15 protein-coding genes are annotated in these 15,019 nt (G+C 68.8%); 8 read left to right on the plus strand and 7 right to left on the minus strand.

Features of this window, described 5'->3' with window-relative positions; genetic code table 11:
• Nucleotides 1–44 precede the first annotated feature (44 nt).
• Nucleotides 45–1,259: an amidohydrolase family protein gene (locus AB0I66_RS36055; RefSeq protein ID WP_363212261.1), complete on the plus strand. Its 1,215-nt coding sequence runs from the start codon at nucleotides 45–47 to the stop codon at nucleotides 1,257–1,259.
• Nucleotides 1,260–1,686: 427 nt separating this feature from the next.
• On the opposite strand, the gene AB0I66_RS36060 is transcribed toward AB0I66_RS36055, so the two are convergent.
• Together AB0I66_RS36060 and AB0I66_RS36065 are read right to left on the minus strand one after the other, a co-directional pair.
• Nucleotides 1,687–2,235 carry a YciI family protein gene (locus AB0I66_RS36060; RefSeq protein WP_363212377.1) on the minus strand — a complete coding sequence of 183 codons (549 nt, stop codon included), beginning with the start codon at nucleotides 2,233–2,235 and terminating at the stop codon, nucleotides 1,687–1,689.
• 285 nt (nucleotides 2,236–2,520) lie between these two features.
• A complete protein-coding gene (locus AB0I66_RS36065; RefSeq protein ID WP_363212262.1) occupies nucleotides 2,521–2,955 on the minus strand; it encodes a hypothetical protein in 435 nt (144 codons plus the stop codon).
• Nucleotides 2,956–3,185: 230 nt separating this feature from the next.
• Between AB0I66_RS36065 and AB0I66_RS36070 the strand changes: the two genes are divergently transcribed.
• The gene (locus AB0I66_RS36070) at nucleotides 3,186–3,803 is read left to right on the plus strand and encodes a dihydrofolate reductase family protein (protein WP_363212263.1); all 618 of its coding nucleotides are present in this window, start codon (nucleotides 3,186–3,188) and stop codon (nucleotides 3,801–3,803) included.
• Nucleotides 3,804–3,807: 4 nt separating this feature from the next.
• Nucleotides 3,808–4,650, plus strand: coding sequence for an alpha/beta hydrolase (locus tag AB0I66_RS36075; protein WP_363212264.1), 843 nt, complete (start codon nucleotides 3,808–3,810; stop codon nucleotides 4,648–4,650).
• Between the two features lie 81 nt (nucleotides 4,651–4,731).
• Here AB0I66_RS36075 and AB0I66_RS36080 read toward each other — a convergent pair whose 3' ends face one another.
• Both AB0I66_RS36080 and AB0I66_RS36085 read right to left on the minus strand, forming a co-directional pair.
• Entirely contained in the window at nucleotides 4,732–6,870 is a 2,139-nt protein-coding gene (locus tag AB0I66_RS36080; protein ID WP_363212265.1) for a hypothetical protein, read from the minus strand.
• Between the two features lie 77 nt (nucleotides 6,871–6,947).
• Nucleotides 6,948–8,096 (minus strand): hypothetical protein, encoded by a 1,149-nt coding sequence (locus AB0I66_RS36085; protein ID WP_363212266.1) that lies wholly within the window; start codon nucleotides 8,094–8,096, stop codon nucleotides 6,948–6,950.
• A 355-nt stretch (nucleotides 8,097–8,451) separates the two neighbouring features.
• On the opposite strand from AB0I66_RS36085, the gene AB0I66_RS36090 reads away from it, so the two are divergent.
• Nucleotides 8,452–9,630 carry a bifunctional class I SAM-dependent methyltransferase/NUDIX hydrolase gene (locus AB0I66_RS36090; RefSeq protein ID WP_363212267.1) on the plus strand — a complete coding sequence of 393 codons (1,179 nt, stop codon included), beginning with the start codon at nucleotides 8,452–8,454 and terminating at the stop codon, nucleotides 9,628–9,630.
• Between the two features lie 97 nt (nucleotides 9,631–9,727).
• Nucleotides 9,728–10,117, plus strand: a complete 390-nt coding sequence (locus tag AB0I66_RS36095) for a DUF393 domain-containing protein (protein WP_363212268.1) — start codon at nucleotides 9,728–9,730, stop codon at nucleotides 10,115–10,117.
• 190 nt (nucleotides 10,118–10,307) lie between these two features.
• Here AB0I66_RS36095 and AB0I66_RS36100 read toward each other — a convergent pair whose 3' ends face one another.
• On the minus strand, nucleotides 10,308–10,985 hold the full coding sequence (locus tag AB0I66_RS36100) for an SDR family oxidoreductase (protein WP_363212269.1): 678 nt from the start codon (nucleotides 10,983–10,985) through the stop codon (nucleotides 10,308–10,310).
• A gap of 166 nt (nucleotides 10,986–11,151) precedes the next feature.
• Between AB0I66_RS36100 and AB0I66_RS36105 the strand changes: the two genes are divergently transcribed.
• Nucleotides 11,152–11,727, plus strand: coding sequence for a TetR family transcriptional regulator (locus AB0I66_RS36105; protein ID WP_363212270.1), 576 nt, complete (start codon nucleotides 11,152–11,154; stop codon nucleotides 11,725–11,727).
• 172 nt (nucleotides 11,728–11,899) lie between these two features.
• Here AB0I66_RS36105 and AB0I66_RS36110 read toward each other — a convergent pair whose 3' ends face one another.
• Nucleotides 11,900–12,400: a PaaI family thioesterase gene (locus tag AB0I66_RS36110; protein ID WP_363212271.1), complete on the minus strand. Its 501-nt coding sequence runs from the start codon at nucleotides 12,398–12,400 to the stop codon at nucleotides 11,900–11,902.
• A gap of 98 nt (nucleotides 12,401–12,498) precedes the next feature.
• On the opposite strand from AB0I66_RS36110, the gene AB0I66_RS36115 reads away from it, so the two are divergent.
• Nucleotides 12,499–12,963 carry a helix-turn-helix domain-containing protein gene (locus AB0I66_RS36115; RefSeq protein WP_363212272.1) on the plus strand — a complete coding sequence of 155 codons (465 nt, stop codon included), beginning with the start codon at nucleotides 12,499–12,501 and terminating at the stop codon, nucleotides 12,961–12,963.
• 87 nt (nucleotides 12,964–13,050) lie between these two features.
• Nucleotides 13,051–14,049, plus strand: a complete 999-nt coding sequence (locus tag AB0I66_RS36120; RefSeq protein ID WP_363212273.1) for an RNA polymerase subunit sigma-70 — start codon at nucleotides 13,051–13,053, stop codon at nucleotides 14,047–14,049.
• A gap of 55 nt (nucleotides 14,050–14,104) precedes the next feature.
• On the opposite strand, the gene AB0I66_RS36125 is transcribed toward AB0I66_RS36120, so the two are convergent.
• Complete coding sequence (locus tag AB0I66_RS36125) at nucleotides 14,105–14,956, minus strand: alpha/beta fold hydrolase (RefSeq protein ID WP_363212274.1); 852 nt, start codon at nucleotides 14,954–14,956, stop codon at nucleotides 14,105–14,107.
• Nucleotides 14,957–15,019: the final 63 nt, after the last annotated feature.

Here is a 15,019-nt window from a genome sequence, read left to right on the forward strand (position 1 = left end):
GGGTATGTAAATCTTGGACGGGCGAGGAAACGAGGCGGACCGCTATGGCACTCACTGCAATCACAGGCGCGCAGATCTTCGACGGGGAGAAGGCGATCGGCGTACGGACCGTGGTCATCGACGACGGGCGAATCGTCCGAGTCGGCGGCGACGCCCCTCACGGCAGCGAGATCGTCGACGGCAGCGGCGCCACCCTGCTGCCGGGGCTCATCGACGCCCATGTGCACTCCGCTCCGGGTTCGCTGGCGCTCGCCCTGAGGTTCGGGGTGACGACCGAACTGGAGATGCAGGGGATGAACACCCGGGAGAACCGAGGCGCCATCGCCGAGGACGACACTCTGGCCGACGTGCGCTCCTCGGGCTTCGCCATCACACCCCCCGGCGGCCACCCGAGCGAGCTGATGCCCGAAGGCTTCCGGCCGAAGTGGGATCTCCCCCCGGTGATGCCTCTGATGCCGTTCTCCACCACTCCCGAGGAGGCGGCCGCCTTCGTGCCGCAGCTCCTCGCCCGCGGCTCCGACTTCATCAAGTTCATGATCGACGACGGCAGCGTGGAGGGACACCCTGGGCTGCCCACGCTCGACCAGGCCACCGTGAACGCCGGTGTCGCCGAAGCCAAAAAGTACGGCGCCCTCACCGTGGCCCACGCACTGACCGTGGACGCCACCGAGATGGCCGCCGAAGCCGGCATCGACGGACTCACCCACGTGTTCATGGACCAGCCGCACACCGCCGAGATCATCAGCATCATCAAGGACGCGGGCATGTTCGTCATTCCCTGCGTCACTCTCAACGCCTCGATGATGGGCATCACCGGCAGCGAACTCGCCGACGACCCCCGAGTCGCCGCACGCCTCGACAGCGCGTGGGACCGGACGCTGCGCTCCAGCTACAACCGCTACCCGCAGGGCAAGCTCGACGACGTGTACGACACCGTGCACGCCCTGGACGCCGCCGGCGTCGACGTGCTGGCCGGTACCGATGTCTCCATGCCCGAGACGTTCTTCGGGGGTCTGGCACACGGAGCAAGCCTGCACCACGAGCTGCAGTATCTGGTGACGGCCGGCCTCACTCCCGAACGGGCCCTGCGGGCGGCCACCGCGACCACGGCCCGCCGTTTCCGCCTCAGCGACCGGGGCCGCGTCGCCGAGGGACTCCGCGCCGACCTCCTGCTGGTCGACGGCGACCCGACCCACAAGATCAGCGACACTCTCAACACCCGAGCCGTATGGCGCCGCGGGACCCGCTTGGCAGCGTGACCGCCGGCCCCTCCGGGGGCAACACACGGTTGTCCGGTCTCTGCTCGCCCCCCGCATGCGCGCTTCTACGTCCGGCGCGCGATGCGGGATCAGCATCGCAACCCGTCCACCTACCTGGCCAAGCCGTGGGAGTTCGTCGTGCCGACGACACTGGTGTACCTGTACGAAAGCGGCGACCGCAAGGTCACACTGGGAGGACGTGCCCCCGTGTGGTCAGCCCGGTGGTCACCCGCCTATGAAGGCGCACCTCCCTGGCCAGCCTCCGGCCCTCGCTCGCGGCACGTCTGCTCGGCAAAAGCCGCGGAGTGCATCGAGAGGAACCGGGCGTGGCTGCCGCTCCTGCACACGGAGACCTGGGACCGCATGCTCGGCGAACCGCGCCCGGTCCTTCATCCTGTGAGATGAGATCAACCGGTGCCGACGTGGCTCATCGCCGCCCGCCGAACTCCCAGTTGTGCACCTCGATGTCCGCATACCGGTCCGACGTCAGAACGGCTCGTGCCGCGTCCGGGTTCGGGGCCCTGAGCAGCACCGCTGTGCCCACCCAAGTGTCGCCGTCGTCGGACAGCAAGGGCCCGTACGCGATCAGCTCGTCCTGGGCGAGAGGCACGTCGAGATCGGCGGCCGGGCCCTCGCCGAGACCGAGCACCAGATACCGATTGCCGCCGGTCCGGTCACCGTCGAAATCCCACATGGTGCGCCCCAGCAAGTTGCGCCACCGGCGCACCAGCACATCTCGATACGCGCCGGCCTGGTAGCTGGGCTCGTCGAAGGCGAACGCGCGGGCAGCGGCGGGATCCGGCAGGTCGACGATGTGCACACTGCCGGTGGGCGTCTCACCATCATCGGCGAAGGTCGGACCGCGAGCGATCAGCTCCTTCGCAAACCGGTCCATGTAGGACCAGTGCTCCTCCGTCAACTCCTCACGCAACGCGAGGGAATTGGGCCGATCACGGTGGTAACAGAAGAACTCCATGACCACGGAGCCTTCCCGACCCAAGCCAACAGTTGCAAGTGGCTTTTTACGACGATGCCGGCGCGCCCCGGGTGAGGCAACATCCATGGCTTGGGTGTGCCCCTGGAATGCGCCGCCTCGGGCGTGAGGGAGCCCTTGCTCTACGCCTGCACACGGCACACCGTGAGCGGGGATAACCCGCCCAGGCAATCCCGGGCGATCGCCACGCGCTACGACAAACGCGGTTGCGTTTCCTCGGCACCGCCACCGCAGCGGCCATCGCCATCTGGCTCCGAGCATGAACTCCTACGCGACCCAGCAGTAGACGCCCTGGTCCTGGCGCCGGGCCTTTCTGACGAGACCAGCCAGATCACCCACGATCGCTTCGGCGATGTCGGTGTCGATGACCTCGCCGTCTTCCGCACGCAGTTGAGCCCACGAGGCGGCGAGGTCACGCAACTTGGACGGCTCCTCGTCCGCGAGTGCAGTGGACAGGCGAGGCGAAATCGCGAAGACGACGCATCCCTCGTTGCTTTGGTCGGCGACGATGCGAGGCTCACCGGCGTCGGCAAGATCCTCGAAGCTGCCACCGGCCAGAAGGCATTCCCACTCGATCACCGCCTCCTCGGGATCGAAGTTGCCGAAGGAGAGCGACTCGCATGTCTGCCCCGGCCCGGTCTCTAGGGCCAGACCCGCTGACGTGTCATCCGGCGCCACGAAGAACTTCACGATGATGCTCACCCAGGCATCATGCCCGACTGCCCGCAACCACGATCGGCCGGACAAGTCATGGCTGCAGGCCGGCTCGACCCCCTTGGCGGTCCGACTCGCTGCCCCTGCCCTTGATGATCCGGGGCGTGCTGTCGCCGGTCCTGGCGGTCCGCTCCGCCGTTGCCCTGGTAGTTGCCCTGGTCACTGCTCACTCCCTACGCGAGCGATGAGTTTGAGCAAGGGATCGAGTCTGCCCTGATATGACTCGCATCGTTGCTGACATCTCTGTCTCTCTCGACGGCTTCGTCACCGGGCCCGACCCCGGCCCGGAAAACGGCCTGGGAACCGGTGGCGAAGCCCTGCACACGTGGGCGTTCTCCGATGACCCCGACGACCTCCGGTTCCTGCGCGAGGGGACCGCCCGCTCGGGCGCCGTCGTCCTCGGCCGTCACCTCTTCGACATCGTCGACGGGCCGCAGGGCTGGGACGACACCACCGGCTACGGCGCGGGTGAGGTCGGCAAGCCCGCGTTCGTCGTCGTGACGAGCTCGCCACCGAAGTCGGTGCGGACGGCCAACCTCGACTGGACGTTCGTCACCACCGGTCTGCCCGACGCCGTCGCCGCCGCGCGCAAGCGAGCCGAGGCGGCATCGTCGGACAGCGGCAGGGACCTCGACGTCGTCCTCATGGGCGGCGGCGCCACGATCTGCTCGGCGCTCGACGCAGGGCTGGTCGACGTACTGAATCTGCACCTCGCGCCCGTCGTGCTGGGCGCCGGGACACCGCTGTTCAGCGGCGGATCGGCACACACGCTGGTGCAGCGGAGCGTGACCGCGACATCGACCGCGACACACCTGACCTACGACATTTCCCGGTGATCCGATGACCACTGTCAAAGCAAACGAGATCGCCCTGGGCATCGAGTCGTTCGGTGACGACGACGCGCCACTCGTCCTGCTCGTCGGCGGCACGACCATGCTTTCCTGGCCCGACGCGCTGTGCAGGCGCCTCGCCGCGGGTGGGCGTCGTGTGGTGCGCTACGACCTGCGCGACAGCGGAGAGTCGACGACTGCGGACCCAGAAGCGCCCACCTACACCCTGCGCAGCCTCGCCGCCGATGCGGCGGCCCTCGCAAGCGCGCTCGGCGGGGAATCTGCGCACCTTGCGGGCATCGGCGTCGGTGGGATGGTCGCCCAGGTGGCCGCGCTCGATCATCCGGGTGTGTTCTCGGCGCTCACCCTGGTCGGCACCCGTGCGGTTGCGCCGGGCCCACCCGACGATGACCTCCCCGACCACGACTCGGCGACGATGAGCAAGCTGTTCGCGCGCCCGATGCCCGATTGGAGCGACCGGGAGGCGGTCGCGGAGTTCGCGGCCGTCGGCGCGGAGATCCTCGGCAATGATCCCGTCGCCGCGCGCGAGATCGCTGCGCGCATCTGGGACCGCACGCCCGGCACCACACCCCCTGTCCAGATGGCCAACCAGATGGGCATGGTGTTTTCCCGGCTCGACTGCAAGCCTCGCTGGCGCGAGCGCCTGCCCGAGATCGAGGCCCCCACCCTTGTCGTCCACGGCCGCCTCGACCCTTTCTTCCCCGTCGGCAACGGCGAGGTTCTCGCGCGCGAGATCCCCGGGACACGGCTGCTCGTCCTCGAGAAGGCTTCCACTGCGATCCCCGATGCGTCGTTCGGCGAGGTTGCCGAGGCGATGCTCGGGCTCGTGTAGAGCTTCGCGCTCGCGGAGCGCTCCCTGCATGACTCGGGCGGGGCAGTCCGGGCCCCGGCCGAACAACGCCGGTGGGATTGGTCAGGCGGAGGACTGCCCCCGCCGACGCAGGCGGCTGCGCAGTTTGAGGAGGAGCCCGACCGCGAAGAGAGCCGTCATCGACATGACGAAACCGTTCCCGCCCGTCGCCCGGACGGCGTCGTCCTTGAGGCCGCTCCAGAAACCCTCCTCTGCGGGGATGGTCGAACCACCCAACCAGACGGTCCCGTTGGCCGCGGTCACTTGCCGTTCGACGGAAGCCTGCGCGGATTCGACGAACCGCGGGTACCGCTCGCGCATCTCCGCCTCCCCGACCTTGGCGAGTTTGACCCGGGTGAAGTCCGCGCCACCGTATACGTACCGGGTGACGCGCGTGAGCCGTCCCTTGGTCGTCCTGCGGGTGATGTCGAACTCCTTGTGTTGGTAGGAGTGGACGTAGTCGTCAAAGACATCCCTGGGGCTCCGGCCTCCGTGTGAGGACGAAACTGGTTGCTCGCCGGCGATCGCACCGTCGAAGGACGTTTGGTGGCCTTGCTGATGACGCTTCTTGACCCACTGGGCGACGATCCTTGCCAGGAACGCCCGCCGCAGGGGCGCGTACTCGGCTGCGGTGTTGACCGCCTTCCTCATCTCGGGCAGGACGAGAGTCCTATCCAGGTTCTCGTTGTGGGCGTCGGCCGCGGGGTCGTTGTCGCACGCCCCCGTCTCGGGGGCGTCGACGTTCAGGGACTCCGTCTTCACGTCGAGCAGCGCCTTGAGGATGTGCAGCGATTCGCCCTCCTCATGGACCTCGATCTTTCCCGGCACGATCCACATGCGGGAGGAGAGGCAGAGGGAACCGTTTGCGGACGGCCGGATCTCCCGCCAGAAGCGTTTTCCGGTTTCTGTGTCGGGGTGCAGGAGCTTCGCCTTCGTCCGTTTCATCTGGAGGTCGGCCTCGAGCATGACCTGGCCGGCGTTGGTCCGGCCGAGGGCGGCGTCGACGATCCGGTCCGGTTCGGCGGGATTGAGATTGACCCAGAACTTCTGCGGGGCCAGTGCCAGCCAGGTCCGCAGGTCCGCGCCGAAATCCTGGACGACCTGTGCACCGAAGCCGGGGTCCTGCTGGTACTCGTCGGGGAGCGTCGAACCGGAGTAGGCATAGCTGAGGCCGTCCCGCCCGTCGGAGATGTACCGCATCTCCAAGGTGGAGAAGTCCACACCGCCGTAGGCGTCGGCCCCGGCCGGGGATTCGAGAGCCCGCCCGAGAGCCCCCGAACTGACCCTGCTCCCGCCCTCACCGCAGTCGCCCGCGGGGGCGGCGAGCGGCAGGGCCATCGCCATGACGGGCCGGGGGCCGCTGTCCGTTTTCTTCGAGACGCAGTCGGTGGCGGAGCCGTCGCTCACCGGCATGGCCTGCTCGGCCCTGGCCTTCTGCTTGCCCTTGTACTCCCTGACGAACTTCACGCCGCTGGCGACGATGGCACCGACCCGGTTCGCCCGCTCCGGCTTCTCCTTGCGGAGGAAGGACACGAGAGACGTGAACTTGTCCGCGGGAATCCTGATCGTGATCCTGCGGCACACGGGGCAGCGCGCCCGGTCGGAGAATCCCCCGACGGCCTTGCCCAGGAGCGCGTCGACCTCTTGGGCGGACAGACCGAGTTCCCGCAGGAACGGCCGCAGGATCTTTTCGTAGATCAAGGCCTCCGCATGCACTCCGGCCGCGTCGTACGCCCCCTCCGCACGGCTCATCGGAACGTTGACCGCGGTGAGTTCCAGGAGGGTTCGGTCCGGTGACATCCCCAGGCGCTCGAACAGCGCCTCCTTTCCCGCGTGACGCAGCATTCTTCCGCGCCCTTCGTAGCGGCGCCGGTCGGCCTTCTTCCTGCTGCCAGGCAATCCGATGCTGAAGTCGAGGTTGTCGAACTTCTTGGTGATCCTCCGGTAGACGTGGCGGGGGAAGTCGGTCACGTCGAACCAGATGATCGCGAGGTTGCGGCTGCCGTCCTCCATGTGGAGCGCCTCGTGGGCCTCCATGCCCGCCTGGCCGATGGGGTCTGTCATGACCTCCCGGGCGATCTCCGCGTGTTCGCGTCCCGGGTCGGTCGACGACGCGGCCGTGGGCGGCCTCGCAGCTGCCGTACTCGACGCCTTCGCCGAGGGCGTCAGCAACCCGGCGGCCAGAACGCTCGCTGTCAGCACGGCGACACCGGACCGGAGGGCCCGGGGGCTGGGGCCGCCGGAGCGACGTGTCCTCATGGTCGCTGCCTGCTCCGTGCTCACTGCTCACACCCGCGCGCCCTGCCGAACCGCCGCCAGCCATCCGGCACCAACGCCCCACTCCGCCGCAGCGGTTGCGTCGCCCTGTCCCTCACGAGGAACAGATGCAGCGCCAACGGGCACAGCAGGAGAGGCAGCGCCGCCCACATCAGCCCCGGCAGACGCAACCGCCCCAACGGCGTGAAGGAGTCGGCTCGGTAGCCGAGGGTCACATACGCGTTGTCATCGACGGCCCGGGTGTCCAAGGAGACCAAAGTCGGGTCGTTGTCGTCTCCGGGCTCGTAAAGGCCCCCGAGCCGGTAGTAACGCCCGTAACGGTCACTGCCCTGCGGACTGAAGTGGACGGTGACCATCTGGTTCTCGGCGAAGGCGGGGGACGACCCATGCTGCGCCTCGTTCCACGTGATGACGCACCCCATCCCCTCACCCGTCACGCACCGGGAGGGCAACGGCATGCGCACGGAGTCCCCATAGCGCATGGCGTAGCCCGGCGAGTCGTACTGGGAGTGCGCGATCGCACCGAATACGGCGACCAGCACGGCGACGGCGACCGGCACCACGGTGAGGGTGACCTGTGCCCGGACCAGGGCCACGACGGACGTGGTGGCGACACCTGCCGTGACGACGGCGAGCAGGATCCATCCCGACGCGTACGGCGGCGGCCCGGTGACGAAGGCGGCGACGCTCAGACACGCGGCTGCCAACGTCAGCGCGCCCGACGCGTGCACCGCCAGCAGCAGACCGCGTGCGCCCTTGCGGGCCCGCAGGACCGGTACCGCCGCCGCCATCAGCACCGGAATGGTGGCGATCGCCCGGACATGGCCGTCGTTCGGCCCCGGGTCGGCCACCGCCAGTTCCACCAGCACGATCGCCACGGCGACGACGAGGAACACGCAGCAGCCCAGGGTCGCCTCACTGTCCCAGCCGTCGCGCTTGTTCGCCGGGTCCCTGTCCTGGTCCTTGGCCTGGTCCTTAGCCTGGTCCTTGGCCAGAGTTACGCGCTCGACGTCCGTGGCGGAACCGCTGCCCCGGGGCGGTCTCGCTTCCGGCCCCAAGTCCCCGAACCCCCAGTGGGCGATCAGGCCCACGAGGGGCACGCCCACCACAGCCGTGACCACCGCCACGAAGATGCCCTGCCCCAGCGTCATTTGTGTCCTCCGGACCTCGCGCGGGTGGTCGGTGAACCAACGACGATCACCGGCCGACAGTCACGTCCGAAAGGTCCTGCCGACCATCCCCCAAGCCCTCACAACCCCACACCTGAGGAGTGCGGCCTTCGCGACTTTCCGTGTGCCGGGTCCAGCGCGCCCTGAAGAGGGTAGGTCTCAGCTTCGTCGGCGGCCGACTGACCTCGGCCCACCGACTACTCACCGCTGACCGCTGACCGCTGACCAGCTAAACCGGATCCACCTCCACGCCATCGACCGAACCCGAAGCGGCAAGGACCCCGTCCGCCCCATCACGCACGCCTGATCCACACGTCACGCCCGTCGAGGAGACTTCGTGCCCGTCGAGGACATCAATTCCCAAGCCTGGAAGATCTACGGCCAACGCCAACTCGCTCGTGCCTACACGCCGCCCATTCCCGACCAGATGTTCTGGACGCCTTGGGAAGGAGTCGGACCCGGGGCTGAAGCCCTTGGCGACATCACCGGCCGCCGTGTCCTGGACATCGGCTCCGGGGCCGACCAGCACGCAGTCCACCTCGCCCAGACGCACGGCGCTCGCGTCACCGGAATCGAGCTGTCCCCCACGCAGCACGAACGCGCAGCGTCCACCCACGCAGAGGTTTCCGGTGTGCAGTTCGCCCAAGGGGATATTGCCGAGTACCTCAACGACGCCGAACCGTTCGACGCCGCGTACGCCATCGGCTCCCTGGCCTTCATCAACCCGCACCACGCGCTGCCCGCCCTACGCGACGGGCTGCGTGTCGGCGCGCCGCTGATCCTCTCGCTCCTGCACACCGATCTTCACGGCCGTGGACCGTCCACGGAATTGGCACCGCGCGAGCAGATGATTCTGTTGCGCGACGACCCGCCCCTGCCGACCCAGATGTGGGTCCTGGCACCGCAGCTGTGGAACGACCTGCTCACGGAGTACGGCTTTCGCGTCGAGACCCTCGACCTTCTGCGGCACCCCGACAAAGACGCACCGGTCATTCAGCAGCTCATTCGCGCCCGGCGCCTGCCCGACCGACCGGTACGCGTGTCCAGCCGCCCCCGCGGCTCCAAACCGCCGGTGGCACACGCGGCCGTCGGCGTCGGGGCCATCGTCCTCAGTGAGCAGGGCATCCTGTTGGGCCGTCATCGTCGCGGCACCCTCGAACTACCGGGCGGAACCGTCGAAGCCGGAGAGTCTTTCGAAGCCGCGGTGATCCGTGAACTCGGTGAGGAGACCGGTCTGATCGCGCATACCAGGGACGTCGAGCTACTGGGAACCCTCGTCGACCACGTTGGGGACGTCCTGCGGGTCACCGTCGGTGCACTCGTCCACGCTTGGCGGGGACAGCCGGCCACGCAACCCGACGAGAGCGTCGGCGACTGGGCGTGGCACCCTCTCGACCAACTCCCCGATGGCCTGTTCGTATGCAGCGCCCAGATCCTCCGCGCCTGGCGTGGCGACCTGGCGATCGACCACACTCCCGCCCACTTCACGCCTTTCGTCCAGGCTAACCGGCCGTGACCACGATGGACGGCTGCGGCCTCCCACGATCGCCACAGCAGGGACTGCCCGGCGAAAGATCCGCCGCGTTGTCATGGGAGCGCATCATGCTGGAGGCATGAGGATCCAGCCTGTTCTTGTTTTCGACGGAGACTGCGGTTTCTGCACCACCTCGGTGAGGTTCGTCGAGCGTCGTGTCCGGCCCCGTTGCGAGATCATCCCTTGGCAGTTCGCGGACTTGGAAGCGCTCGGTGTTCCCCAGGAACGAGCCGAGTACGAGGTGCTGTGGGTGACTCCGACGGGGACGGTGTACGGAGGTTCCCAGGCCGTGGCGAAGGCGCTATTGAGTGCGGGCCCGGGGTGGTCAGTGCTGGGGGCTTTGCTGACGCTGCCTCCTCTGCGCTGGGCTGCCCACGTGGTTTACCGCTTGATCGCGAACAATCGTCATCGCTTGCCGGGTGGGACAGCGGCCTGCGCGCTGCGCGGATCTCGGCCGCCGGGGACGTAACTCTCGGCAGCCTCTTCGGTACTTCGGAAGCCATGCATCCGCACCGTTGGGCGTGCACACCGATTGTTGGCCCCATGGCTCCGGCAGTCCGGTGCGGTGGCCAAAGGCCGTGTGGTGCATGGGAGTTCGCACTCAGGGATCGAAGGGGAGGTGCACCGCGCCTCGGACTGCGGCACCCGTCTCACGCCGCCTAAGGCGCGGTGGACAGGTTCTGCTTGACGTATCGGCTGGTGTCGTCGGCGAGGATCTCCGGCAGGCCTGTTTCGAGGGCGTGCAGGGCCTGGGCGGCGACTTCGGCGGGCGCGGTCTTCCCGTCGGCGGGGACGTGTGCGGCCATGTCGGTGTCCATGTAGCCGACGTGCAGTGCGGAGACGGCGATGCCGCGGGGTGCCAGCTCCTCGCGGGAGGCGTCGCTCAGTGCCCAGGCGGCGGCCTTGGAGGCGGCGTAGGAGCCGAGGCCGGCCGGGTGCCACCAGGACAGAACGGACAGGATGTTCAGGACGGCGCCGCCGCCGTTGGCCTCGATGATCGGGGCGAAGGTGCGGGTCGTGGTGAGCGGGCCGTAGAAGTTTGTCTCCATCTCACGGCGCACCATGTCCAGGTCGCCCGCGATCAGCTGTGCGCCGGTGGAGATGCCGGCGTTGTTGATCAACAGCGTCGTGTCGGGGGCGGTATGGGCCGCCTCCCGGATTGATGCCTCGTCCGTCACGTCAAGGCGCAGCGGGGTGACACCCGGCAGGTCCACCGTCTCGGGGTGCCGGGCCGCCGCGTACACCTTCGCGCCACGCGCCACGAGTTGGGCGGCCAGCTCCCGGCCGAGCCCCCGGTTGGCGCCGGTGACAACCGCGACCGCGTCCTTCAGTTCCATGACCACTCCGTCTGATCTCGATGGGGTGCACTCCGGCTTGGCCGCCCGAGCGCTTTTAGATGTCACTCGACATCTAATGATGGGAGTCTAGAATAGATTCCACTCGACATCCAAATGGGGGGTCGGCGTCCGATCCGGAGGTCGGGCGCAGAAAGGAAGGTGGCCGATGGGCCGCGTATCGCAAGCCCAGGCGGAGGAGAACCGCCAGCGGGTCGTGCAGACTGCGTCCCGCCTGTTCCGGGAGCGGGGCACGCAGGTCAGCGTCGCCGACCTGATGAAGGAGGCCGGCCTGACCCACGGCGGCTTCTACAAGCAGTTCGCGTCCAAGGACGCCCTCGTCGATGAGGCCACTGCTCACGCCTTTGCCGAACTCACCCGGCGCCACCAGGACGACCTCGCCGAACACGCCGGGCAGCGCGACGTGGCCCAGCGGGCCCTGCTCGACACCTACCTCTCCGTCGAGCATCGCGACAGTGCGGCGGACGGGTGCCCCGCAGCCGCACTCGTCACCGACATGGCGCGGGCCGGCACGGACCCCGAGCACGCGGATGGTGAGGCACGCCGCGTCTACGCGCAGGGCGTGGCCGACCTCGCCGACTGGCTCGCCACCGACGACCAGGACGGAATCACCCGGCTGTGCACCATGCTCGGCGCGCTCGTCCTGGCCCGGGCCACCAAGGGCTCACCCCAGTCCGAGGAGATCCTCGCCGCCGCGCATGCGGCACTGACGGAGGGCCACTGATCGGTGGTGGGCCGTCCCGGCGCGTTGCAAATAAGGCTCCGCGCCCCGCAGTATTTTCCGCTGTCGGCGGCGGTGACTCCCCGACCATGACTCCCGGTCGGGAGGCGGAGTGCTCACCGCACCCGCCTCACCCGCCGCACCCGGCTCACCCGCTTCACCCGCCGCACCCGCTTCACCCGCGTGCGGGCGTCACCGGGAAGAGCATGCAGCTGCTGGTGGCGTGCGCGAGCAGACGGTCCGCGCCGTCGAGCAACTGCGCCTGGGCGAGGGCGGTTTGACGCCCCCTGCTGACCACCGTGCCGACGGCGCGCACCGGTCCCGTGTCTGCGGTGATCCGACGCAGGAACTTCACCGTCAGGTCGAGTGAGGTGTACGCCGTGCCGAGCGGGAGCGTGGACTGGACGGCGCAACCCGCCGCCGAGTCGAGCAGGGTGGCATAGACGCCGCCATGCACACTGCCGATCGGGTTGTAGTGCTCCTCGCCCGGCGTCAGCGAGAAGACCGCCCTGCCGGGCTCGACTTCGTCCAGGCTGAAGTCGACGGTCTGACTGATGGGGGCGCCCGGCAGCCGCCCCGCCTGCAGTTCGCGCAGGAAGTCGATGCCGGCCATGCGGGTGGTGGCCTCCGCGAGGGTTGCGGGGTCATCCCACTGATACGTACGCGTGCGTCCCACAGTCGAGCACCTTCGCCTTCCATCTGACTTTTACAAGTGAAGCTAGCTGTGCGTACTGCTGACTGTCAACGGCGAAGCCAGGCCCCTACGATGGCGGGATGAAGTGGCTTGAGGCGAGCACGGAGAACTGCCCCGTCCAGCGCACGCTCGACGTGGTCGGTGAGAAGTGGACGTTGCTGATCCTGCGGGACGCGGTGAACGGAGTCCGCCGGTTCGACGACTTCCACCGCCACATCGGTCTGTCGGAGGCCGTCCTCAGCGACCGTCTCCGCAAGCTGGTCTCCGCCGGCATCCTGACGGCCGTCCCATACCGGGAGCCGGGCAGCCGCGCACGCAACGAGTACCGCCTGACACCCAAGGGCTGGGACCTCTGGCCCGTCCTAATGGCCCTGAGCCAGTGGGGTGAGACGCACGCCCTCGGCTCCGAGGGCCCGGTACTGGATGTCCGCCACACCGACTGCGACGCCCCGGTCCGCGTCGTCGTCGAGTGCTCCGCGGAACGCTCCGCGCTCACCCCCAGGGATGTCACCGCCCGGCTGGGACCTGGCGCCCGAAGCCGCTGACCGCGGGCGGCCGCCCCCAGTGATGAGTTTTCGCGCCCACACGCGTCACACGTACGACAGGACATGACGCGGCGGAAGGATGACGTGATGAGTGCGGACACGTGGTTGAAGGAGCTGGGCGTGAGTGGTCTGGGCGAGGTCGACGAGCCGGCGTTCTCGGGGCTGGTGGAGCGGCACCGGCGAGAGCTGCACGTGCACTGCTACCGCATCCTCGGATCGTTCGAGGACGCCGAGGATGCCGTACAGGAGACGTTCCTCCGTGCCTGGCGGCGCAGGGAGACCTTCGAGGGGCGGTCGACGTTCAGGGCCTGGCTGTACCGGATCGCCACCAACGCATGCCTGGATCTGCTCGCCAAGCGCCGCCCCGAGCCCGCGACCGGCGGCGAGGTGCTGTGGCTGCAGCCTTACCCGGACCGGCTGCTCGACGAGCTGCCCGCGGGCAACGCGGACGAGCCGGAGACCGTCGCGGTCGCGCGGGAGACGATCGAGCTGGCGTACCTGGTCGCAGTCCAGCACCTCGCGCCGCGCCCGCGGGCCGTGCTGATCTTGCGGGATGTGCTCGGCTGGCCGGCGAAGGATGTCGCGGAGGCCCTTGGGGACTCCGTCAACTCCGTGAACAGCGCGCTGCAGCGGGCCCGCGCCGGCATGCGGGAACACCTGCCCGCCGAGCGGCAGGACTGGACCGTCGGCGAACAGGACGCCGGGACGCGCGAGCTGGTGCGCCGCTATACGGACGCGAGCGTGGCCACGGACGTCGGCCGGCTCGCCGCCATGCTGGCGGACGACGTCCGCTGCTCGATGCCGCCCACGCCGGGCATCCAGGTCGGCCGCGACGCGGTCGTGGAGGACTGGGTCACGGGCGGCTTCGAGGGCATGAAGGGCCTGCGCGCCGTCCTCACCTCGGTGAACCGGCAGCCCGCCGTCGCTTTCTACCTCTGGCAGAAGTCGGAGGGCGCGTACCTGCCGCTGACGATCGACGTCCTGCGGGTCACCGACGGGGCGATCAGCGAGATCATCACGTTCCACGACGATCAGTTCCCGCGGATCGGGCTGCCGGAGCGCCTGCCGATGGACGACACCGCGTGAACCGGGCCTAGGCCCCTTCTGGTGGTGCGCGTGGCGCTGGTCGCCGCCGCCCCGGTCATGCTGCAAGCGCGTCCTCACCGGCCAGAAACAGCTGCAACAGCGTGAGCAGGGCTTTCGGTCGATGCAGGGGGATGATGTGGCCGCAGTCTTCGATGACGTGTCCGGTGAGATCGTCGGCGACGGGGCGGAGTTGGCGTTCCAGGGCAGCGCCTACGGGTTGGGCGCCCAGCGCCATCGTGGGCACCGACAGGCGGGCGGTGGCGACGGCCCGCGAGATCTGCAGCGCGCTTTCCGGTAGGGCCCGGTAATACGAGAACGCGCGGCTCAACGCCCGGCTGCCCGTGTATGCGTGGACGAAGGCGTCCCGGATGGCAGGGGGCACTCCGTCGCCGAGCGTGCCGTTGTGCAGGAACCAGTCGATGTAGGCGGCCTCGTGGCCTTCCAGGACGGTCTCGGCGAGGCCGGGCGCGGCGGTATGGAAGCCGAACCACCACGGGGGGCCGTCGGCGAGGAAGTCCTCGGCGCCGGGCAGCCCGCCCAGCACGGACTCCATGACGACCAGGCGCCGGACGAGACCGGGGCGGCGCAGGGCGAGGAGGAAGGCCGGCGGGGCACCCGCGTCGATACCCACGACTGCGGCGGAAGACACTCCGAGCTTGGCGAGGAGCGCTGCGGCGTCCTCGGCCAAGGTGTCGGAGTCATGTCCGGAGGCGGCCGGGCTGCTCGCGCCGAATCCGCGCAGGTCCGGTGCGATGACGCGGTAGCGGTCGGACAGGCCGGCCATGATGTCCGTCCACAGCTCCCAGGTGTGCGGGAAGCCATGCAGCAGCAGGACGGCCGGACCAGATCCGGCCAGGGCAACGTTGAGTTCGACTCCGTTGACGGGGACGCGTCGCAGTTCGGGCATGGAGGGACTCCAGGAGGGGTTGGGGGGTGGTGAAGAATGGTGACAGGGTCACGCTAGGGAACT

This window comes from Streptomyces sp. NPDC050439, assembly GCF_040655335.1.
Taxonomy (GTDB): domain Bacteria; phylum Actinomycetota; class Actinomycetes; order Streptomycetales; family Streptomycetaceae; genus Streptomyces.

Bases quoted from the DNA above. Each gene is read 5' to 3' on its own strand.
- AB0I66_RS36055 (WP_363212261.1), top strand. From the start codon at position 45: ATGGCACTCACTGCAATCACAGGCGCGCAGATCTTCGACGGGGAGAAG.
- AB0I66_RS36060 (WP_363212377.1), bottom strand. From the start codon at position 2,235: ATGGAGTTCTTCTGTTACCACCGTGATCGGCCCAATTCCCTCGCGTTG.
- AB0I66_RS36070 (WP_363212263.1), top strand. From the start codon at position 3,186: ATGACTCGCATCGTTGCTGACATCTCTGTCTCTCTCGACGGCTTCGTC.
- AB0I66_RS36075 (WP_363212264.1), top strand. From the start codon at position 3,808: ATGACCACTGTCAAAGCAAACGAGATCGCCCTGGGCATCGAGTCGTTC.
- AB0I66_RS36085 (WP_363212266.1), bottom strand. From the start codon at position 8,096: ATGACGCTGGGGCAGGGCATCTTCGTGGCGGTGGTCACGGCTGTGGTG.
- AB0I66_RS36095 (WP_363212268.1), top strand. From the start codon at position 9,728: ATGAGGATCCAGCCTGTTCTTGTTTTCGACGGAGACTGCGGTTTCTGC.
- AB0I66_RS36100 (WP_363212269.1), bottom strand. From the start codon at position 10,985: ATGGAACTGAAGGACGCGGTCGCGGTTGTCACCGGCGCCAACCGGGGG.
- AB0I66_RS36105 (WP_363212270.1), top strand. From the start codon at position 11,152: ATGGGCCGCGTATCGCAAGCCCAGGCGGAGGAGAACCGCCAGCGGGTC.
- AB0I66_RS36115 (WP_363212272.1), top strand. From the start codon at position 12,499: ATGAAGTGGCTTGAGGCGAGCACGGAGAACTGCCCCGTCCAGCGCACG.
- AB0I66_RS36120 (WP_363212273.1), top strand. From the start codon at position 13,051: ATGAGTGCGGACACGTGGTTGAAGGAGCTGGGCGTGAGTGGTCTGGGC.
- AB0I66_RS36125 (WP_363212274.1), bottom strand. From the start codon at position 14,956: ATGCCCGAACTGCGACGCGTCCCCGTCAACGGAGTCGAACTCAACGTT.